This is a genomic window from Aurantimicrobium minutum, assembly GCF_029894165.1.
Classification (GTDB): domain Bacteria; phylum Actinomycetota; class Actinomycetes; order Actinomycetales; family Microbacteriaceae; genus Aurantimicrobium; species Aurantimicrobium minutum_A.
Genome location: NZ_JARXXU010000001.1, coordinates 929069 through 949808 on the forward strand (window position 1 = coordinate 929069; position 20740 = coordinate 949808).

At 57.1% G+C, this 20740-nt stretch carries 14 protein-coding genes; 8 read left to right on the forward strand and 6 right to left on the reverse strand.

The window, feature by feature from the left end; all coding sequences use genetic code 11:
- Positions 1–12: 12 nt before the first annotated feature.
- The 3 genes from M2119_RS04780 to M2119_RS04795 all read left to right on the forward strand — a co-directional run bounded on the left by M2119_RS04780 (position 13) and on the right by M2119_RS04795 (position 2359).
- A complete protein-coding gene (locus M2119_RS04780) occupies positions 13–570 on the forward strand; it encodes a DivIVA domain-containing protein (RefSeq protein ID WP_280803811.1) in 558 nt (185 codons plus the stop codon).
- A 231-nt stretch (positions 571–801) separates the two neighbouring features.
- Positions 802–1329 (forward strand): lytic transglycosylase domain-containing protein, encoded by a 528-nt coding sequence (locus tag M2119_RS04785; protein ID WP_280803812.1) that lies wholly within the window; start codon positions 802–804, stop codon positions 1327–1329.
- A gap of 292 nt (positions 1330–1621) precedes the next feature.
- Positions 1622–2359: an alpha/beta hydrolase gene (locus M2119_RS04795; RefSeq protein WP_280803814.1), complete on the forward strand. Its 738-nt coding sequence runs from the start codon at positions 1622–1624 to the stop codon at positions 2357–2359.
- A 27-nt stretch (positions 2360–2386) separates the two neighbouring features.
- Here the strand turns inward: M2119_RS04795 and M2119_RS04800 are convergent, their stop codons facing one another.
- Positions 2387–3436 (reverse strand): AI-2E family transporter, encoded by a 1050-nt coding sequence (locus tag M2119_RS04800; RefSeq protein ID WP_280803815.1) that lies wholly within the window; start codon positions 3434–3436, stop codon positions 2387–2389.
- Positions 3437–3447: 11 nt separating this feature from the next.
- A complete protein-coding gene (locus M2119_RS04805; protein WP_280803816.1) occupies positions 3448–4539 on the reverse strand; it encodes a DivIVA domain-containing protein in 1092 nt (363 codons plus the stop codon).
- Positions 4540–4744: 205 nt separating this feature from the next.
- On the opposite strand from M2119_RS04805, the gene M2119_RS04810 reads away from it, so the two are divergent.
- Together M2119_RS04810 and M2119_RS04815 are read left to right on the forward strand one after the other, a co-directional pair.
- Positions 4745–6523 (forward strand): hypothetical protein, encoded by a 1779-nt coding sequence (locus M2119_RS04810; protein ID WP_280803817.1) that lies wholly within the window; start codon positions 4745–4747, stop codon positions 6521–6523.
- The gene (locus M2119_RS04815; RefSeq protein WP_280803818.1) at positions 6523–7515 is read left to right on the forward strand and encodes a tetratricopeptide repeat protein; all 993 of its coding nucleotides are present in this window, start codon (positions 6523–6525) and stop codon (positions 7513–7515) included. The genes M2119_RS04810 and M2119_RS04815 overlap by 1 nt, the downstream gene beginning before the upstream one ends.
- 7 nt (positions 7516–7522) lie before the next feature.
- Here M2119_RS04815 and glgB read toward each other — a convergent pair whose 3' ends face one another.
- Genes glgB through glgX form a run of 3 tightly spaced genes read right to left on the reverse strand, consistent with a single transcriptional unit; the run spans position 7523 to position 13911 of the window.
- The gene (glgB, locus tag M2119_RS04820; protein ID WP_280803819.1) at positions 7523–9742 is read right to left on the reverse strand and encodes a 1,4-alpha-glucan branching protein GlgB; all 2220 of its coding nucleotides are present in this window, start codon (positions 9740–9742) and stop codon (positions 7523–7525) included.
- Positions 9743–9791: 49 nt separating this feature from the next.
- Entirely contained in the window at positions 9792–11792 is a 2001-nt protein-coding gene (locus tag M2119_RS04825) for an alpha-1,4-glucan--maltose-1-phosphate maltosyltransferase (protein WP_280803820.1), read from the reverse strand.
- A 37-nt stretch (positions 11793–11829) separates the two neighbouring features.
- Complete coding sequence (gene glgX, locus M2119_RS04830; protein ID WP_432418499.1) at positions 11830–13911, reverse strand: glycogen debranching protein GlgX; 2082 nt, start codon at positions 13909–13911, stop codon at positions 11830–11832.
- A gap of 65 nt (positions 13912–13976) precedes the next feature.
- Between glgX and M2119_RS04835 the strand changes: the two genes are divergently transcribed.
- The 3 genes from M2119_RS04835 to ligA are packed head-to-tail and all read left to right on the forward strand — an operon-like array spanning position 13977 to position 18451.
- Positions 13977–15176, forward strand: a complete 1200-nt coding sequence (locus M2119_RS04835; protein WP_280803822.1) for a cysteine desulfurase family protein — start codon at positions 13977–13979, stop codon at positions 15174–15176.
- Positions 15177–15215: 39 nt separating this feature from the next.
- Complete coding sequence (gene mnmA, locus M2119_RS04840; RefSeq protein ID WP_280803823.1) at positions 15216–16328, forward strand: tRNA 2-thiouridine(34) synthase MnmA; 1113 nt, start codon at positions 15216–15218, stop codon at positions 16326–16328.
- A complete protein-coding gene (ligA, locus tag M2119_RS04845; protein ID WP_280803824.1) occupies positions 16325–18451 on the forward strand; it encodes an NAD-dependent DNA ligase LigA in 2127 nt (708 codons plus the stop codon). The genes mnmA and ligA overlap by 4 nt, the downstream gene beginning before the upstream one ends.
- 6 nt (positions 18452–18457) lie before the next feature.
- Here the strand turns inward: ligA and M2119_RS04850 are convergent, their stop codons facing one another.
- Positions 18458–20545: an MMPL family transporter gene (locus tag M2119_RS04850; RefSeq protein WP_280803825.1), complete on the reverse strand. Its 2088-nt coding sequence runs from the start codon at positions 20543–20545 to the stop codon at positions 18458–18460.
- Positions 20546–20740 lie beyond the last annotated feature (195 nt).

Here is a 20740-nt window from a genome sequence, read left to right on the forward strand (position 1 = left end):
AGAATCGAACTCGTGAGTAAGACTTTCCCCCTCGTCAAGCGCGGTGTCCTTGGCTATAGCGTGAGCCACGTGGATGCTTTCATCGCTGAGGCACGAGTGGCCTATGACAACCAGATTGCAGGCGCGACGTCACTGACCTCCACTGCAATTCGTCAGACATCTTTCTCATCCGAGAAGGGTGGCTACTCCACCAAGCATGTTGACGGTGCTCTGGAGCGTTTGGAAACAGCATTTGCTGATCGGGAACGTGCTGTCGCACTGGCCACTTCCGGTGAAGCACACTGGTTGGAACAAGCCAGCATAAAGTCTGCAGAACTCGCTGCACGCTTCAGTCGTGAGCCCAAGCATATGTTCCGCCGGGCAGGTTTCCTGGTTCAGGGTTACGCCGTCAAAGATGTGGATGCCTTCGCCTCACGCGTGCGTGGATTCCTCACCGAAGGATCTCCGCTCACTGTGGCTGATGTTCGCTCGGTCACCTTCCGATCATCGCGTGGTGGATACGACGAAGCTCAGGTGGATGCCGTCCTCGACGCCGTGATTGACCTCCTGTTGTCTCTCGGAAACTCCTAAAACCCCTGTTCAGAGCCACCGCGGTGGCTTATCTACAGCCTTCTGGGCTAAAATCGGATAACTGTGGGTAGACATTCTGGAACAGCACGCGAGCCGAAACGTACTGTTTCGCGCTCTCTTCGTGCTGCCACCACGTCTGTGGCCTCCCGAGTCACGCGTGTTTCCCTCTCCGCACCTACGATGCCGCGCCTGAGAATCAGTCGTGCACGCACGCTCTATGGACTTGCATTCGTGCTGACGTCTGCCTTTCTTCTGGTCAATGTCGTCGACCCCTATTCAGGTGCTGTGGCATCGCCCTATTACATTCCTGCGCCCATCGTGGCGAAGGAAGGTCAGGACATCAGCCTGGATGGTGAGTACACCAACACCGCTGCTCGTGACGGTGTCACCGTTACGTCCCGCGTGGCAGCAGCTAAGGCAGCTTCTGCGACTGCCCCTGCGGCAGGCACCCCAGATCCTGACACCGCACAGGCCATTGGATTCCAGGCTGTACAGGCTCGTGGCTGGGGCATGGAGCAGTATGACTGCCTCGTGGCACTTTGGAATCGGGAATCTCACTGGAATGTGTACGCCCACAACACCTCGAGCGGTGCATACGGCATTCCACAGTCGCTGCCCGGTGAAAAGATGGCAACCGTCGCTGATGACTGGCAGACCAACCCCGCCACTCAGATCGAGTGGGGCCTGCGATACATCGAGGGCCGCTACGGGTCTCCCTGTGGTGCCTGGGCGCATTCTGAAGCTGTTCACTGGTACTAATGACGCGCAGCAATCGTTCGCGTAAGCGAGACGCCGAGTATGAGCCCCTGGACGTCGAACGTCTCACTGGAGGGTTCCGCCGCAGTGAAGTACGAAAAGGCCGTGAATGGACCGTACAGCCCATCTCAACGTCCAATGCGACCAAGGTTTACATCTGCCCGGGCTGTTCGTTAGAGATCGCGCCAGGCGTCGCCCATCTGGCGGCCTGGCGTAATGATGGCATCTTGGGAGACGCCGCCGATGTTGCCGATCGTCGCCACTGGCACGATGCTTGTTGGAAAGTGAGTTAGAGATGTCGACGGAGATTCGTGGCGGCATCAACCTGCCTACCCTGCGCGAAGAGATTGAACTACACACCGCAGATGGCCTCACCTTGGTAGGGGAGTTGGCCATGCCAGTGGGTGGCACTCCTGTAGCCACTCTGGTAACACTTCACCCCCTTCCTACTGCCGGTGGATTCATGGATTCCCACATCCTGCGCAAAGCAGCAGGCCGGTTGCCGGCACTCGCGAACATCGCTGTGTTGCGGTTCAACACGCGGGGGACGAAGTCAGCGCGTGGTCACAGCCAAGGTGAGTTTGGTCAGGGCGTGGAAGAACGCGCTGATGTGGCTGCCGCAATGGCTTTCGTTGCAGAGCGTGGATTACCCCATCCTTGGCTGGTCGGCTGGTCATTCGGAACAGAATTGGCGTTGAAGTATGGGCTTGAGCACGCCATCGAGGGCGCGATTTTGCTCTCCCCGCCGCTCCACCGTGCGTCAGCAGAAGAGGTCGCGGCCTGGGATGGTAATCACAGGCAGCTCATCGCCCTCGTGCCAGAACTCGATGACTATCTGCAAGGACCCGAAGCCCGTGAACGGTTCTCTACCGTCTCTCACATCGACATCGTTGAAGTGGAGGGAGGCAAGCACCTCTGGGTGGGGGAGAACCAAACAAAGCGCGTCCTCAACGAAATCGTCGAACGGGTTAACCCGTCAGCTGCGCCCTTGCCCGAATGGTGGGACGGCGACATCCCAGGTTCCAGCGACTAACGCGACAACCTTTTTTGAGCTAGGCCGCTATATCTCGTCCTGGGCCGGATAAATCACTTCTTTGATAATCAGCACAATCGATGCTGCGATGGGGATAGCGACCAAGGCTCCCAAAATACCCATCAACGTTCCACCAGCCAGAGCGGCGATCACCACGACAGAGCCAGGAATCGAAATTGCTTTGTTCATGATGCGAGGGCTCAGGACATACGCCTCTATCTGCATGTAGATGAGGAAGTAGATGCCGATCACGATGGCGGTCTCTGGACCTGCCAACATGAGCTGCCCCAAGGTCACGATGATGGAAGACATCACGGTACCGATGAGAGGGATGAGGGCAAAGAGGAAAGCGAGGAAAGCGAACAGCAACGCTTGCTTGCCGCCAATGATGGTCAACATCACGAAGGCCAAGATTCCGTTGAGCAACGCAAGAGCAATTTGTCCCACGACGTACTTACCCACACCGTTGGTGATTTGCTCACTCATTCGGACGAAGTTTTCACGCTTGGTCTTGGGGACGAAGTCGTAGACAACCTTCTTGACGGTGCTCAAAGATGCGGTGAAGTACAAGGTCAAAATGACTACGATCAGAGTTCCGCTCAAAGCGTTCGCCACGCCCACGCCCACAGCAAGTGCGCCACCGGCGATCTTGCTGATGTTGGCAGGGTCGCTAAAGAATTTGCCAATTTCGGAAATGACCGCGTTGACGTCGATAACGTCACCGAATTGCTGGTCGAGATAGGTGATCCAGTCCTGGGTTTGCAGGTGGGTGATTTCTGTCGGAAGGCTTTGCCACAGAGAAATCATCTGGTCGATCATGACGGGCAGAATGGCCACGATCATGCCGACAAAAACACCCACAATTCCGACAATGACGGTCGTAATGGCGGCCCACTTGGGGAACTTCTTCGTTTCCAGCCATTTGACGGCAGGATCCAGACCGAGCGAGAGGAACAAGGCGATGAAGATGTATGTCAGCACGGTCGCGAGCGACTGCACTGCGGTCATGAGGATGATGCCCAGGCCGACGCCCAAGCTTCCAATCAGACCTGCGCGGAATGCGTTCTGAATGCGCACTGTACTGCTCCCTATTTCTTGTTACTCAAACCAGGTCGAGGTGAGACCTTGCCGAGCGATTGTTCTAGCTCTAACCGTAGTGTGTCGAAGTACGTAGCAACCGCTTCGCGCTGCGTGCGCAAGTTTTCAATGTGGCTGAAAATAGAACTTAACACCGCGGCCACATACTTTTCAGCGTCCACGATCATCTTGTCGGCCTGTGCCTGTGCGTCCCGGCGAATCTTTTCTGCGTCCTGGCGTGAGCGCTCGAGACGACCTTTTACTTCTTCTGTGGCGCGCACTTCGTGTGCTTCCCATTGCGCTTCAAGAGAGCGGATACGAGTCTTGGTCGTTGCCAACTGCGTTTCGGCCGCGCCAATATATTTCTCTGTTTGGTAGACAGATTCTTGGTGGCGGGTTTTCAACTCAGATTCCATGTCGTCGCGAACGGCTGCACCATCTGCATTGAGCTTCAAGAGCTCCATCAGCTCGACAGAAATGTTATCTTCAGCTGCCCGGGCCACGACAAGCTGAAGTTCTTTCGCTTCACGCTGATGCGCAGCTGCAAGTTTCTCCACCTCGTTTCGGGCAGAAGCAATAAGGTTTGCGGCAATCGTGGCCGCCTCACCGCGCACGTTCAGTGCATCAGCTTCTGCCTCAGAAACCAAGGTCACAATTCTTGCTTCCGCACGAGAAATCATGAGTTCAGCTTCTGCGCGCGCTTCCGACATCATCTGAGCAACGTCACGGGCAGCTTGTTCCCGAGCCTGTTCGAGGCCTTCTTGCGCTGCAGTGATGAGATTACGAGAGGTACTGTCGGCGGCCGAACGAATGAGCAGCGCTTCCGCCTCGGCGCCGCTGACAATCTCGTGGGCAAGCTTGTCAGCCTTCTTTACCGTCGCCTGCGCTTTGGCGCTCAGGCCTTCGGGGGTGGGGGCACTGCGCTGAGAAAGTTCCAGCTCCAGTTCCGCAATGCGTTCGGCCAGTTGGGCAACCTGGGTGAGGGCATCAGTGTGGCTGGTAGAGGCAACGAGGAGTTCGCGTCGAAGCTTCTGAATGAGGTCGTCTACTTCGCTCGGATCGTATCCGCGCAAGACGCGGGTAAACGATGACTCCGATGCCACGACAGACCTCCTACACGCCGGCGAATGCCCGGAAACATGTAGCCCAATTCTACTCAGCCTTGCCCTTTCCTTCCGCCTCCGGGCAGGGTGTAACCCCCTCTCTCAGGTTTAACCACACGATTTCCGGTATCTTGGAATGACTTAACGTGACGCGTTGACCAGTTCTGGTGTCATGCGCGAATAAACGTGGAGGAGAGACTTAATCGTGCGGTTCTTTATTGCCATAGGTGTGTTCATCGTGGCGGCGGTATTGCTCGGTATTGGTATTACCCAGAAGATTCTTTTCTCCAGCCCCGAGTTCGTGACACAGAGCGTCACCATAGAACCGACTGCGCACTATGTCGTCATCAACGGAAAAACCTTGACGGCCAACGGTGACATCTTGAACATCAGCGCCAGTGGTGCCACGACCAACTTTGTGGGCTATGGCCGCACCGAAGATGTTCTGGCGTGGATCGGTGACGACAACTACGACATCGTGTCCTACTCGCCCAAGCTCGGCGAACTGGTCATGCGTGAGCCTGAGAAAAACCAAGAGCAAGCCGGGATGACCGTGGTCAACTCTGACGCTGTCGTCCAGACCATCATCAGCCCTGCAGGGAGTGATCTGTGGTTGGGCGAAGCATCGAGCGACACCATGGCAACGGTGCCTGCCAACCTGGATTCGTCCATGTCGGTCATCATTGCCTCAGATGGCTTGACTGATGCGCCGGGGAAGATCACATTGGCGTGGCCGCTTCCCAGTCGTGTGCCTTATGCCACAACTTTCGTCATCATCGGTGGAGCCATGGCGCTGATTGGCCTCGTGCTGTATCTCTGGGCACTTCGTCATATGCGGAAGCAAAACGGTCCACGTCGTGGCGGTAAGCCACCGCGACCTCGCGGCATCGACCTGATTAAACCGAAGTCACTCACCTCTGCCGCGCCCAAGGGCCGACGCACTCTCGGACGAGGATCTGCCTTTATTGCGTTGGGCATGGCCGGAGCACTCGCGGTGGGCGTCTCAGGGTGTAGCCCCTACCAAACGGGTCAGGGCGCCCAGACGCCGTCTCCGACACCTACAGATATCCAATCTGTCGAAGGTCCGCCACCTGCAGTGACCGAACTTCAGCTGGGTCGCATTTTGCGGAACATCTCCACCACGGTCAACAAGGCTGACAAGGATCTGAGTGCTGAGCTCGCCGCTACGCGTCTGGTGGGTCCTGCGCTCGAGATGCGTTCGGCAAACTACGCCATTCGTACGGCAGATGCAGCACAGGCCGCCTTGCCTTCTCTTCCTGCCTCACCCATCACCTTCGATATGCCTCAAGCGACAGATACCTGGCCTCGCATTGTCAACGCGGTGGTCCAGAACGAAGCAGATCCCACCGTCCCCACCACCGGTATCGTTCTCGTGCAGAACACTCCACGTGAGAACTACCACGTGGAATACCTCGTCACATTGCAACCTGATGCCACAGTGCCCACTGTGGCCCCTGCTACCGTCGGTTCACCTCTGGTGCAGCCCGATTCCAAGCTGCTCCTGCTATCTCCCGAGGAGCTCTCTGCCGCGTATGGCTCAGTGCTCACGCAAGGTGCAGACAGCCCCTATTACGGTCTCTTTGACCTCACCGGTGACACGTTGGTCACCCAGGTCGGCAGAGAGTACAAAGAGCAGAAGATTGCGTCCGTCTCAGAACGTGCTTCTCTCGAATTCAGTCAAAATGCAGGTTCTGGTCTGCCCCTTGCATTGGCAACCTTGGATTCTGGTGCCATTGTGTCCGTCAGCTTGAACGAGATTGAAACCGTCAAGCCCACTCAGGCGGGTGCCTCCGTGAGTCCCGAAGGTCAAGCCAAGATTCTTAGTGGGATCACGTCTTCCACCGTGGGTGTGGAGTCCACCTACGGTCTCCAGCTCGCTTTCTATGTTCCGCCACTGGGCAGTACCGACAAGATTCGTCTGCTCGGCTATAGCCAAGGTCTTATTGCTGCAAAGGGTCTCTAATGTCCATGCCATCCCTGCCCAATCTTCGTGGAGCTGTTGATCTCAGCTCATTGGTGAACCGCCCCCAGTCTTCAGCTGGTGCGGTGAACACCGCTGGAGGAACCCGTGCACCGGGTGAACCTTCCGCACCGGTTGCGGCCGGCACGATTGTGCCCGTGCCGCAACTGATCCTCGAAGGAACTGACACCAACTTCACCGCGATTTTGGATCTGTCCAACCAGGTTCCTGTCATTGTGGACCTCTGGGCACCAGAGTCTCCCCAGAGCGATGAACTCTCGCCACTGCTGGCCAAATTGGTAACGGGCTTTGCCGGTCGCCTGATTCTTGCCCGCGTGGATGCAACGGCGAACCCCCAGTTGGTTCAGGCTTTTCAGGCGCAGAGTGTTCCGACGACGGCAGCCGTTCTTGCTGGTCGACCATTGCCGTTGTTCGCAGGGGTAGCGGGCGAAGCAGATATTCACAACCTATTCGAGCAGGTTCTTGAACTCGCCGCACAAAATGGTGTCGCTGGTATTGCCCAGCCGTCTGACACACCTCCTAGCCAACAGGGTGCGCCGGTGGATCCGCCGAAGCCCGCATTGCCCCCACTGCACCAAGAAGCATTTGATGCAGCTGAGCGCGGTGATTACCCCGCAGCTATACAGGCGTGGGAAAAGGCGCTGAAGCAGAACCCCAATGATGCAGATGCCAAAGCAGGGTTAGCGCAGATAAGCCTGCTCAACCGTCTCCAAGGCAAGACGATGGCAGATGTTCGTGCCGCCGCTGCGGCGAGCCCTGACGGGCTCGAGGCGCAGATGGATGTTGCAGACCTGGATCTCTCCGGCGGTCACGTTGCAGACGCTTTTGATCGGCTTCTGGTGCTGTATCCCAAACTAGATGCTGACGGCAAGAACGCTGTTCGCACGCGTCTGCTGGAACTTTTCGAAGTTGTGGGTTTGACTGATCCCATGGTGAATGCCGCCAGACTGCGTCTGACAAATCTGCTCTACTAGAAGTTGCTTATTTAGCTGACTTGGAGAGGAAGAGCACGCCCAGGGGAGGCAGGCTTATTCGAGCAGAGTGCTCGAAGTCACCCCACTGGTCCTTCACCGCGGTCACAGTGCCCATGTTGCCCACTCCGGAACCGCCGAAGTCGGAGGCATCTGAGTTGAAAGCTTCTGTCCACGCTCCGGCGGATGGTAAACCGAGCTGGTAGTCGTGGTGGGGGTTTCCTGAGAAGTTAGCTACGACCGCCATCGCATTGCCCTTGCGGTCGTAGCGGACGAAGGATACGACGTTTCTACCGTTGTCTGCACCGTCAATCCACTGGAAGGCGTCGGGTTCGCTGTCCCGTTCCCAGAGGGCCGGGTGGGCGCGATACACAGCATTGAGCTGTGAGACCATGCGTTGCAGTCCCTGGTGGGCCGGTTGGTCCAAGATCCACCAGTCCAGGGAACGTTCCTGGCTCCATTCCGACGGTTGACCAAACTCTTGGCCCATGAAAAGCAACTGCTTACCGGGGTGACCCCACATGAAGGCGAGATAGGCACGCATATTGGCCAGCTTTTGCCAGTGATCACCAGGCATCTTGGCCAGCAGCGACCCCTTCCCGTGGACAACCTCATCATGGGAGATGGGCAGGATGAAGTTCTCACTAAAGGCGTACTGGAACGAGAAGGTGATGTCCCAGTGGTGATGTTCCCGATACATCGGGTCGGTGTGAATGTATTCCAGGCTGTCGTGCATCCAGCCCATGTTCCATTTGAAGCCAAAACCCAGTCCACCGGCCTCTGTCGGTGCGGTCACTCCGCCCCAGGAGGTGGATTCTTCTGCCGCCATGATGACACCGGGGTGGTGCTTGTACACCTTGGCATTGGCTTCCTGGAGGAAGTTGATGGCTTCGAGATTTTCGCGCCCGCCAAACTGGTTAGGCAGCCATTGTCCGTCTTCACGGCTGTAGTCCAGGTAAAGCATGGAGGCGACGGCATCCACGCGCAGACCATCAATGTGGAATTCTTCGATCCAGTAGAGCGCATTCGCAACGAGGAAGTTACGCACTTCATTGCGACCGAAGTCAAAGATGTAAGTTCCCCAGTCGGGGTGTTCTCCCTTGCGAGGATCAGCGTGTTCATAGAGCGGCTGACCGTCAAAACGGGCCAGTGCCCATTCGTCCTTGGGGAAGTGGCCGGGAACCCAGTCCAGCAACACACCGATCCCGGCTGCGTGCAGGCGGTCGATGAGGTATTTGAGGTCGTCAGGGTTACCAAAACGTGCCGTGGGAGCGTAATAGCCCGTGACTTGGTATCCCCAGGATGGGCCGTAAGGGTGTTCGGCCAGTGGCATGAATTCCACGTGGGTGAACCCGGTCTCTAACACGTGACCGATGAGGTCATCAGCCAGTTCGCGGTAAGACAGTCCCTGGCGCCAGGAGCCCACGTGGAGTTCGTAGATACTCATGGGTGCGGCGTGCTGGGCGGTCTTGGAGCGGGTGCTGATCCACTTCTTGTCGCCCCACTTGTAGGTGGAGTGGCCGACGATGGAACCGGTGAGGGGAGGGCACTCGGTTTGTCGTGCCATCGGATCTGCACGGTCAACCCAGCGGCCATCCTGGGTGAGAATTTCAAATTTGTAGATTGCCCCGGGGTGGACGTCAGGAACAAAGAGTTCCCAGACGCCGCTGGCACCCAAGGAGCGCATCGAGTGGCCTTCGCCATTCCAGCCAGTGAAGGTTCCTTTCACGCGCACAGCCTGGGCATTGGGAGCCCAGACCGAGAATGCTGTTCCCTGCACGGTGCCCTTCACACCACCGTGGCCGATGTAGCGGGCGCCGAGCGCCTCCCAGAGACGCTCGTGACGCCCCTCACGGATGAGGTGAAGGTCAAGTTCGCCCACGGTAGGGGCGAAACGGTAGCCATCCTCTGAGGTCCACACCTGCCCATCGGGGTAGCGAGCCTCGATAACGTAATCGGTCAAACCAAGTGTGTGTGCACCTTCCCAGATGCCGTGCCCGGCATGGGAGAGCTCAATGCGCGCTTTACTGCCCAAAATCGCAATAACCTCCGTGGCCAGTGGGCGACGGGTGCGAATGGCGGTGACGGAATCCTTGGACCCCTCAATAGGAATGAGGTGTTGACCGAGAACACTGTGGGGGTCGTAGTGGCTACCCTGAGCAACCCACGCCAACAATCCGTCATCGAGGGAAGGGGTGTGCCATTCGGTGGCGCCCTTGCTCTTCTTCACGGAAGTTTTCTTCGTCTCAGTTTTCTTCACAGCAGCTTTTCGTCTTGAGTTACGTATGGATTTTTGTCACGTGCAGGATGTGAACAGGTTCGGTGAAGGGATCTAACCGAACGTAGTTGTCTGCGCCCCAGGTCCATTCCACGCCAGTGACGAGGTTTGTCACGGTGAGGGAATCTCCGTGCTGGGCGCCGAGAGTAGTCAGGTCGAGATGCACGACGGTTTCACGAACCGAGTGAGGATCCGTGTTCACCACCATGATGAGCGTGTCATCGGCTCCTGTGCCGGTGAAGGCCTTGTCCAGGTGCTTGCTATAGGCCAAGATCGCGTCGTCATCAGTTCGCTGAATTGTGATGTTGCGCAGTTGGCGCAGTGCAGGGTGCTCCGCGCGGATGGAGTTCAGAATCTCGAAGAAGGGGGCCAGGGAAGTCCCTGCTTTGTCGAGAGCTGCCCAATCGCGGTTCTTGTATTCATATTTCTCGTTATCGATGTATTCCTCTGCACCGGGGCGAGCGACGGATTCGAAGAGCTCAAACCCGGCATAGACGCCCCAAAGTGGTGCCGCGGTGGCCGCGAGCGTGGCACGAATCGTGAACGCGGCAGGGCCGCCGAACTGCAAATATTCGGTGAGAATATCGGGGGTGTTGACAAACAAGTTGGGGCGCATGAAATCTGCCGACTCGGTTGATATCGAGCGGAAAAACTCTTCTAACTCCCACTTAGTGTTGCGCCAAGTGAAATAGGAATAGGACTGCTGGAAACCGATTTTGCCCAGGGTGTGCATCATGGCGGGGCGAGTGAAGGCCTCGGCCAAGAAGATCACGTCAGGGTGCTTCTCGTTGACGGTCTTGATGAGCCATTCCCAAAAGTCCACGGGCTTGGTGTGGGGGTTATCCACGCGGAAAATACTGATGCCCTTGGAAATCCAGAACTCCACCACGCGCAGAACCTCGGCACGAATGCCTTCGGGGTCGTTGTCGAAGTTAATCGGGTAGATGTCCTGGTACTTCTTGGGCGGGTTTTCTGCGTAGGCAATCGTGCCATCGGGCAACGTGGTGAACCATTCCGGGTTGGTTGTCACCCAGGGGTGGTCGGGTGCTGCCTGGAGAGCGAGATCGAGCGCAATTTCGATGTTGTGTTTCTTGGCTTCTGTGAGGAAAAACGCAAAGTCCTTGAAATTACCCAGATCTGGATGAATTGCATCGTGACCACCTGCAGCAGAGCCAATCGCCCAGGGGGATCCGGGGTCCCCAGGTTCGGTGACCAGCGAGTTATTGGGACCCTTGCGGTTGAGGGTGCCTATCGGGTGAATGGGAGGGAGATAGACCACGTCAAAGCCCATCTTGGCCACCGCGGGTAAGCGCTTGGCTGCGGTGCGGAAGGTGCCAGAAGTCCAGACGCCCTCTGCATCCTGGGTCGCACCTTCGGAGCGGGGGAAGAACTCATACCAGCTGGCTGATCCGGCCAGTGCGCGCTCGACCCGCAGGGTGTATTCCTCGGAGAAGGTTTCCAAACTGGCTATCGGAGCATGAGCCAACAAGGACTGCACTTCTTCGCCCTCAGCCAGGGAGAAGCGCACGAGGGGATCAACTTTCGTGTCGACGAGAGATTTCGCCAGGGCAGCCAGCTTCTTCCGGTGTGCTGCCGTCCGGCTTGCTTCCGTGGATGCGCGAGTGAATAACTGGCTGCCCAGGGTGAGCATGAGTTCCACATCGATACCCAGGGGAATTTTGACCTCGGCGTTGTGGTGCCAGGTGGCATAGTCATCCGAGTAGGCCTCAACGGTGAAAGTCCACAGACCTGGCTTGTCGGGCTGAGCCTGAACCTCCCAGCGGTCCGTTCCTGGCGCAGTGGGATGCATCTCGAGGCGGGTGGACTGACCATCGGGTGCACGCAAATGCAGCGCGACCCCGATGACATCATGACCTTCGCGGAAACTGGTGGCGCCAAATGGCACAACCTCGCCCACGTAGGCCTTGGGAGAGAGCTCCGGCACCCCTAAATCAGGCGTGACTCGAAGAATGGGCAAGCGACCGATGGAGGAGGTTTCCATAAACGAAAACTATCGTGCTTTGACCACGGCAGGAAACTTAACGTTCAGCCGCGTTAAACAGAAGGATGGACGTGCCCGTGAGTTTGAAGGTTTCACCCGGACGGAGTACGCCGGGAACTTCACGGGGCGTGTGATGGGGGCTAAACCACAACGGCTCATAAAACATCACACCCGGATGCTTGGGAACGACCACCGAGGTGGGCTGTTCGGTGCCGTGAATAATCATCAGAATACGGTTGAACGGCTCGTTTTCGGGAGTGCTTGCGGCGACATATTGCAGGGTGCGGTTGTGGGGATCTTCCCAATCTTCCTGTTCCATGTTTTCGCCCTGAGTGTTGTACCACTCGACTTGGCTGGCACTGGGCACCGTCTCGCCAAACTTTCCAAAACGGGTGGGTCGAATCGCAGGGTGCTCTTGCCGCATCTTCGCTAAGTGCTTGGTGGTGGCCAACATGTCCTGTTGCCATTCCTGTAATTCCCAGTTGACCCAGGTCAGTGGCGAGTCATGGCAGTACGCATTGTTGTTTCCATGCTGAGTGCGACCAAATTCATCACCGGCGGTAATCATGGGAATACCTGCCGACAGCATCAGGGTGCCCATCAAGTTCCGCATTGTGCGTCGGCGTGCAGCAATGATGTCCGTGTTTTCGGTGGGACCTTCCACGCCATGGTTAAACGAACGGTTGTCGTTCGCGCCGTCCCGGTTATCTTCACCGTTGCCGATGTTGTGCTTGTAATTGAACATCGTGAGGTCATGGAGGGTGAAGCCATCGTGGGCGGTGATGAAGTTTACGGACGCTACCGGCCCACGTTCTGCCGAGAACGTATTGCTCGACCCGGCGAGGCGGGTGGCAAAGCCACCGACACCGGTGGGAGCAATACCAGTTTCACGAGCTTGCGCAATATCGGGCAGCCAGAAGTTTCGAATGCGGTCGCGGTAACGGTCGTTCCATTCGTGCCAGCCGTCGGCAAAATTGCCGGTCTGCCAGCCACCCATGCCTACATCCCAGGGTTCTGCGATGAGCTTGGTCTGAGAGAGTATGGGGTCGGTGCGAATGGCTTCCAGGAGTGGGTGTTCACGCTGATAGACCGCGTCTTCGTCGCGGCCCAGCGTGACGGCGAGATCGAAACGGAAGCCATCGACCTGGGTTTCTTCCGCCCAGTACCGCAAGGAGTCCAGAATGAGTTTCTGTACAACCGGTTCAGAGGCATTCAGGGAATTGCCGCACCCGGTGGTGTCGATATATTCGCCTTCGCCGTTCTGGCGGTAGTAACTGGCGTTATCTAAACCACGGAAACTCAGTCGTGGACCAAGCTTGCCTTCTTCAGCGGTGTGGTTGTACACCACATCGAGGATCACTTCGAGGCCGGCCTCGTGCAGGTCCTTGACCATCTGTTTGAATTCGCGCAACACAGCGCTCGGGCCTTCATCACGTGCGGCGGAGGTGGCATAGGCGGCGTGAGGGGTAAAGAAGTTGAGGGAGTTGTATCCCCAATAGTTTGTCGTGCCCTGCCGGAGGAGGTGCTCTTCAGAAATAAAGGCGTGAATGGGCAGTAATTCAACCGCGGTCACACCCAGATCGCGCAGGTAGGTGGTCATGGTTTCGTGACCGAGTCCGGCATATGTTCCCCGTAGCTCGAGAGGAACCCCCGGGTGCATTTTTGTCAGGCCGCGGACATGAGCTTCGTAGATGACGGATTTGTCTAAGTCTGTACGTGGCTTGGCGGAGGTGCCCCAGTCGAAACTGGTGTCGACCACGACATTGCGCCAGTGGTTTCCCACCCGGCTGAGACCTTTCGCATAGGGGTCTACGAGCAACTCTTCAGCCGAAAAAGAATCGTGAGGCCCAGAGGGACCCCATGCCTGCAAGGAATACTCTGCACCCACAGCGAGTCGGTCAGATGAGCCCGACCAGATTCCTGCCTTGCCTTTTTTTAGGCTGATGCGCTCCACAATGTGGTTTCCGCCGGGAGTGTCATAGATCACGACATCAATGCCCCCTGCGCTCGCACTGAACACCTTGATCTCGCCACCAGTTCTGGTTAGACGCACACCAAGGTCTTTGAGGGCGGCAGGGTTACTCACTCGAAATAGACTAGCCAGATAGTTTGCCGGCATGTTTCGTAATGCAGGGTGCGCCGTTAAACCATGGACACATAAGGTTTGAGCTGAAGGGAGTATGCATGGTTGCCTATCTGGACCACGCCGCCTCTACTCCTGTGCGGCCTGAAGCGCTCGCTGCATACACCGCTGCACTGGCTCATGCGGGAAACCCCTCCTCGGTGCACCGTCATGGTCAGACTGCCCGCGCGCAGGTCGAAGAAGCCCGTGAACATCTCGCCTCTGTGCTGGGTTGTGAGCCCATCGAGGTGATTTTCACGTCGGGGGGAACCGAGTCCATCAACCTGGCCATAGTGGGCCTTTACCGCGCAGCCGTTGAAAGTAACCCTGCCCGAAACCGTATCGTCGTGCCGGAGGCAGAACACCATGCCACCCTCGACACAGTTCTTTGGCTGCAACAGCATGAAGGTGCCGTGATCGACTGGATTCCCGTCGATGAACATGGTCGAATCCGCATGGATGCCCTTGAGGCCACTGTGCAGCGTGAGCCCCACACCATTGCGCTGGTCACACTGCTGTGGGCAAATAACGAAGTTGGAACCATTCAACCCATCGACGAGGTGGCTGCCCTGGCTGCTGAACACCTCGTTCCCCTGCATATCGATGCCGTCTCGGCGTTTGGCCATGTCTCCTTGAACTTTGCCCAACTGCGCACAGAATCTGGTGCAGTAGGGGGATCAGGACTTGTGGCACTGAGTATTTCAGGGCATAAGTTCGGGTCTGTTCCAGGTGTTGGCGCACTCGTTGTGAGTAGACAAGCACACCTCGAGCCCCTCATTCACGGCGGGGGACAGCAACGCGGTCTGCGCAGTGGAACCTTAGATGCTCCCGCCATTGTGTCCATGTCCACCGCAGCACTGGTTGTGCAGAAAACCCACGAGGTAGAGCATTCACGCCTCAGTGCACTGAGAGATGCCACCATCTTGCGTATCCAGGAACTAATTCCTGAAGCAGTGCTGAGCGGGGACCGGGCCACCCGGCTGGATAACAACGTGAACTTCACGTTCCCTGGATGCCAGAGCGACTCTCTGTTGTTTTTATTGGATGCGCATGGTGTTTCAGTATCGACCGGGTCTGCGTGCCAAGCAGGAGTTGCCCAGCCTTCCCACGTTCTCCTCGCCATGGGGCATGACGAACGCGGTGCGTCCTCTGCGCTACGTATAACCTTGGGGCACACCACAACCCAGGCAGAGATTGACGAATTCCTTGCTGCGCTGCCCGAGGCCGTCGACCGCGCTCGCCGCGCGGGAACAACTGCATAACTCGGCAACTTCTCACCCGTCCACGGCTTAAACTGGACTATGCGTGTTTTAGCGGCCATGAGTGGTGGAGTGGACTCTGCCGTTGCAGCTGCGCGCGCAGTGGAAGCCGGCCACGACGTGGTGGGGGTTCATTTAGCACTCAGTCGCATGCCAGGAACTCTGCGCACCGGTGCCCGCGGGTGCTGCACTATCGAAGACTCGATGGACGCGCAGCGGGCGGCCACGATGCTCGGTATTCCCTACTACGTGTGGGACTTTTCTGAACGCTTCAAGTCCGATGTGGTCGATGACTTCATTGCGGAATATCAGGCCGGCCGCACGCCCAACCCTTGCATGCGTTGCAACGAGAAGATCAAGTTTGCTGCCCTGATGGAGAAAGCGATTGCCCTGGGCTTCGATGCGGTCTGCACAGGCCACTATGCCAACGTCGTTCCCGATGCACAGGGAAACCTTGAACTTCATCGGGCGAGTGCCTGGGCGAAGGATCAGTCGTATGTGCTGGGGGTTCTCACCAGTGACCAACTCGCCCACGCCATGTTCCCGCTGGGGGATACCCCCTCGAAGGACCTCATTCGCGCTGAGGCAGCAGAGCGTGGTCTGAGCGTGGCTCAGAAGCCTGACAGCCACGATATTTGCTTTATCCCTGATGGGGACACGCGTGGCTGGTTAGCAGACAAAGTAGGCATCAGTGAAGGTGACATCGTGGACACCGAAGGTACCAAGCTCGGTACCCACGAAGGAACACCAGGTTTCACCATTGGTCAGCGTAAGGGGCTCCACATCGGCACCCCTGCACCTGATGGTCAGCCCCGATTCGTGCTCGAGATCCGACCCAAGACCAACACGGTTGTTGTGGGGCCGAAGGAAGCACTCGACATCACCGAGATTGCGGGCACCAGCTATACCTGGTGTGGTTTGGCGCCAGAGAACCCAGAACAGGAATTCGTCGTCGAGGTGCAGATCCGTGCCCACGCCGATCCCGTCCCTGCCATAGCTCAATTGGTTGGTGGCGAACTCGTCGTTCGCCCGACCACCCCGCTCAACTCCGTTGCCGCCGGCCAAACAGCAGTGCTGTATGTGGATACTCGTGTGCTGGGACAGTTCACCATTGCCCGCACTGTCAGCGATCTCAACGTGGTGGCCACGGCATGAGCGAGGGCGCACTCTTTGGGGATGACCTCGAGATTGTTCCGGAACTCAGTGCATTTGAGAAGGCACAACACGAAGCTGAAGAACTGACCAGCACAATCCTGAATGCACGTGATGCGTATTACGAACGCGATGAAAGTCTGATTGCCGACCTCGAATACGATGCTCTCATTCAGCGCCTCGAAGCGATTGAGCGCCAGTTCCCCGAGCTTCAAGGCCAAGACAGTCCCACGCTTTCTGTCGGAGGTAAAGCAACCGAACTTTTTGCACCGGTTACTCACGCAGCACGCATGATGAGTTTGGACAATGTGTTCTCGGAAGAACAGTTCCTTACCTGGGCTGTACGCATCAAGAAAGACACGGGGCGAGAGGTCAACTACCTCTGCGAGCTGAAGATTGATGGCCTCGCCATCAATCTGCGTTATGAAAACGGAACGCTGGTCTCTGCTGCAACTCGTGGCGATGGCGTTGTGGGTGAAGATGTCACAGCGAATGTGTTGACCATTTCTTCGATTCCGCGCACCTTGAAGGGTGCTGGTCATCCTGCTCTCGTGGAAGTTCGCGGGGAGATCTTTTTCCCCATTGAGGCCTTCCGCACGCTCAATATTGAACTTGCTCACGCTGGTGAGAAAGTCTTTGCTAACCCCCGTAATGCGGCTAGTGGATCTCTGCGCCAAAAAGACCCAGAGAAGACAGCCAACCGACCACTTGCCATGTTGGTGCACGGTATTGGCGCATGGGAAGACGCTCCCGTTCCCACTCAATCCGAAGTGTATGAACTTCTCAAGAGTTGGGGTCTGCCCACCTCCACGCATTACCGTGTGGTGAACTCGGCCTCAGAAGCGGCTGCCTTCATTCGGGAAATGGGTGCTGCTCGGGACTCCGTTGAGCACGAAATCGATGGAATCGTGATCAAAGTTGATGACATGGCTACCCAGCGAGAGCTGGGTGCCACCTCACGTGCGCCGCGCTGGGCTATTGCCTATAAGTACCCACCCGAGCAGGTCAACACCAAACTGGTTGATATTCGCGTCAGTGTGGGTCGCACTGGACGGGCTACGCCCTATGCGGTCGTTGAGCCCGTCAAGGTAGCCGGATCCACTGTTGAATTTGCCACTCTGCACAACCAGGATGTGGTCAAAGCAAAGGGCGTACTCATCGGGGACACTATCGTCATCCGAAAAGCAGGAGATGTTATTCCTGAAGTTTTGGGCCCCGTCCTCGAACTGCGTGATGGCTCTGAACGTGCTTTTGTCATGCCGGTGGGTTGTCCTGAGTGTGGTGCACCTTTGGCACCCGCGTCGGAGGGTGACATCGATCTTCGCTGCCCCAACCAAAAAAGCTGCCCTGCACAGGTACGTGGCCGTGTGGAACACATTGGTTCCCGCGGTGGCCTCGACATTGAGGGCCTGGGTGAAGTCGCTGCTGCAGCTCTGACCAACCACAAGGATGGTGAGGAGCCCCCACTAGATACAGAGGCTCACCTCTTTGCTCTCACAGTGGAAGATCTGAAAAAGGTTCCCTACTTTCTCAATGCGGATGGCACGGAGTCAAAGAACGCGGTCGAACTGATAGCGAATCTGGAATTGGCTAAGACGAAACCGCTCTGGCGTTTGCTGGTGTCCCTCAATATTCGTCACGTGGGACCTGTTGCTGCGCGAGCATTAGCGAATCATTTTGGCTCCCTCGACGCCATTCGAGCAGCCACCCTCGATGAGCTGGCTGCTGTGGATGGCGTCGGCGCCATCATTGCAGAGTCTTTGCAGAACTGGTTCCAGGTTGATTGGCACCAAGACATCATCGCGGAGTGGACATCTGCGGGTGTGCAGTTTGAAATTCCTGGTCATGCCGGTCCTGGTGCACGTGCAGAGATCGAGGGCCCCTGTTCGGGGCTCACGATTGTGGCCACTGGTTCGCTCGAGGGTTTCACGCGCGAAGGTGCGCAAGAAGCTATCATTGCCGCCGGTGGGAAGCCTGCATCGAGTGTCTCCAAGAAGACAGACTTCGTTGCGGCAGGCCCCGGAGCAGGTTCGAAGCTCACCAAAGCGGAAGAACTTGGCATTCCTGTTCTCGATGCAGCTGGTTTTGCGAAATTGTTAGCCGAAGGTCCAGCTGCTCTGAACTAGCCCGGCTTAGTGCGACATGCCTGCTTTGTCGGAGATCCACCGCATCCACTTGGGTGCCCACCAGTTGGCTTTGCCAAAGAGTTTCATGGTGGCAGGAACGAGCAGGCCTCGCACCACAGTCGCATCGAGCAGAATTGCGAAGGCGAGCCCCAAGCCCAACATCTTCACGGTTGTCACCCCGGAGGTGAGCATCGGCAAGAAGTTTGCGGCCAAGACCAGTGCAGCAGCGGTAATGATTCGTCCACTTCGTTGGAGTCCCAGGGACACAGAATCTTCGGTGTTCATACCCTCGTCGTGGAGTTCCTTGATGCGGCTGAGGAGGAAGAGTTCGTAGTCCATAGACAAACCGAAGGTCACGACGGCAATGAGAATAAACATCGAAGACTCGATGTTTTCTAACGGGGTGAAGGAACCGATCAGCCATTGCAGGTTGCCGTCCATGAAGACCCAGGTGAGGAAGCCCAAGGTTGCCACCAGAGACACAATGTTGAGCAAGAAGGCCTTGATCGGCAGCAGCACGCTGCCGGTGAACAAGAACAACAGAATGAACGTGGCAATGAAAACCCACAGCAAGAGCAGGGGCACCTTCTCGGTAATACCGTTCATCGAGTCGGCGTAGTCGGCAGCTACGCCGCCTACCTTGACTTCAAACGGTGGATCGAGAGCGCGCACCTCGGTGACGACGTCCATGCCTTCCTGGCTGCGTGCAACGACATCAGCCACGGCCACGATGCGCTGGTGGTCGGCAATGACGTAATCGGTGAACATTCCGGCGGCTTGAGGGTTGGTTTCTCCCTCGACCGTTACGCCGAGTGCACTCTGCACGCGCACGATGTGGGCAGTGTTGCTGAGCTCCTCGACGTAGTCAGCCAACTGTTCATCGGTTGCCCCCGTTGCAATGATTTGCAAGGGCATCGCTTCTTGACCGTCAAAACGGGTGCGCTGAATCTCGGCAGAGATGGCTGTGGGGGAATCGGCAGGGAGGACTCGCTCATCGACCAGACCAAAGCTCACGTTGTTACCCAGTGCCACGAGTCCACCCAGGGCAACGATGGTGATGAGGAAGACAGGAATGGCCCGCTTCATGACGAAACGGGAAACGGATGACCACACTCCGGTGTCTGTGGGGACCAAGTCACGTTTGAAAATTCGCCACTTGTTCACGCGGTCGCCCAGCAGCATGAGCATGGCGGGCAGGGCCACGAGGGCACCCAGCACGGCCACGATCACGACGGCCACACCAGCAAAGCCCATCGAGCGCAAGAAATACATTGGGAAAATAACCAGCGAGGCGAGTACTACCGCCACGGTGAGACCGGAGAAGAGCACCGTGCGGCCGGCGGTTTCCATCGTGGCAAGCACGGCGTCGCGGATTTCAACGCCCTTAGCCCGCTCTTCGCGGAACCGGTTGATGATTAACAGCGAGTAATCAATACCTAAACCAAGAGCCATCGCAGAGATGAGGTTGACGGCGAAGATCGAAACATCGGTGAATTGTGTCGCTACCCAAATGAAGAAGAACGAGCCCAACATAGACAGGCCACCAATAACTAGTGGTAGACCCGCAGCAATGACCGAACCGAACACGAAGAGCAACAAAATGATGCTGAGCGGAATCGCTATCGATTCAGCCGTTGCGATGTCGTGGCCGATGGTGCCATTGAGGGCATTAGCCATCACGGATAAGCCGGTGTAGTGGAGCTGGACACCGTCTCTCTCGTCGCCCAGAGTGTCCATGATGAGGGTTGTCTCAGCGGAGGCCGTGACGTCAGTGTCGTAGTTGATGAAGAAGTAGGCCGCAGTGCCGTCTGTGCTCTTGAGGCTTTCTGGGCTACCCAGTGAGTAGTAGCTAGAGACGGACTCCACACCGGCTATGTCTTCAATGCTGCTGGTCAGTTCCGTGGCGGCGGTGACAGAGTCGGCGTCATCCACACTTGTGCCGAACTCGGCAATGATCGTGAGTTCGGGGTTATCTACGTTGAATTCTTCACTCAGCTGGTCATAGACCAGAGTGGATTCACTGTTGGGGTCGTTGTAGCCCGATGCCTGAAGTTTGTCGAAGGATTGCAGCCCCCAGACAGCGCTGATTCCCACGAGTCCGAGGAAGACCAGTAAAGAGACAAGTGGTTTGGCAATGACAAGCGAAGTGAAGCGTTTCAGGGGAGCTTCCTAACCTAGAAAATGGAGGGATCCTGCTCAGATAGTTGCATCTTCTGGAAGCAAAGTCTATTTCTGGAGTGCTCTTTCGATGGGCTCTGAGCGAACAGGTGGAAATTACGAAAACTGGCC

What these genes read in the sequence shown, in the direction of transcription:
- M2119_RS04795 (WP_280803814.1), top strand. Translation starts at nt 1,622, where the DNA reads ATGTCGACGGAGATTCGTGGCGGCATCAACCTGCCTACCCTGCGCGAA.
- M2119_RS04825 (WP_280803820.1), bottom strand. Translation starts at nt 11,792, where the DNA reads ATGGAAACCTCCTCCATCGGTCGCTTGCCCATTCTTCGAGTCACGCCT.
- glgX (WP_432418499.1), bottom strand. Translation starts at nt 13,911, where the DNA reads ATGCCGGCAAACTATCTGGCTAGTCTATTTCGAGTGAGTAACCCTGCC.
- ligA (WP_280803824.1), top strand. Translation starts at nt 16,325, where the DNA reads ATGAGCGAGGGCGCACTCTTTGGGGATGACCTCGAGATTGTTCCGGAA.
- mnmA (WP_280803823.1), top strand. Translation starts at nt 15,216, where the DNA reads ATGCGTGTTTTAGCGGCCATGAGTGGTGGAGTGGACTCTGCCGTTGCA.
- M2119_RS04835 (WP_280803822.1), top strand. Translation starts at nt 13,977, where the DNA reads ATGGTTGCCTATCTGGACCACGCCGCCTCTACTCCTGTGCGGCCTGAA.
- M2119_RS04815 (WP_280803818.1), top strand. Translation starts at nt 6,523, where the DNA reads ATGTCCATGCCATCCCTGCCCAATCTTCGTGGAGCTGTTGATCTCAGC.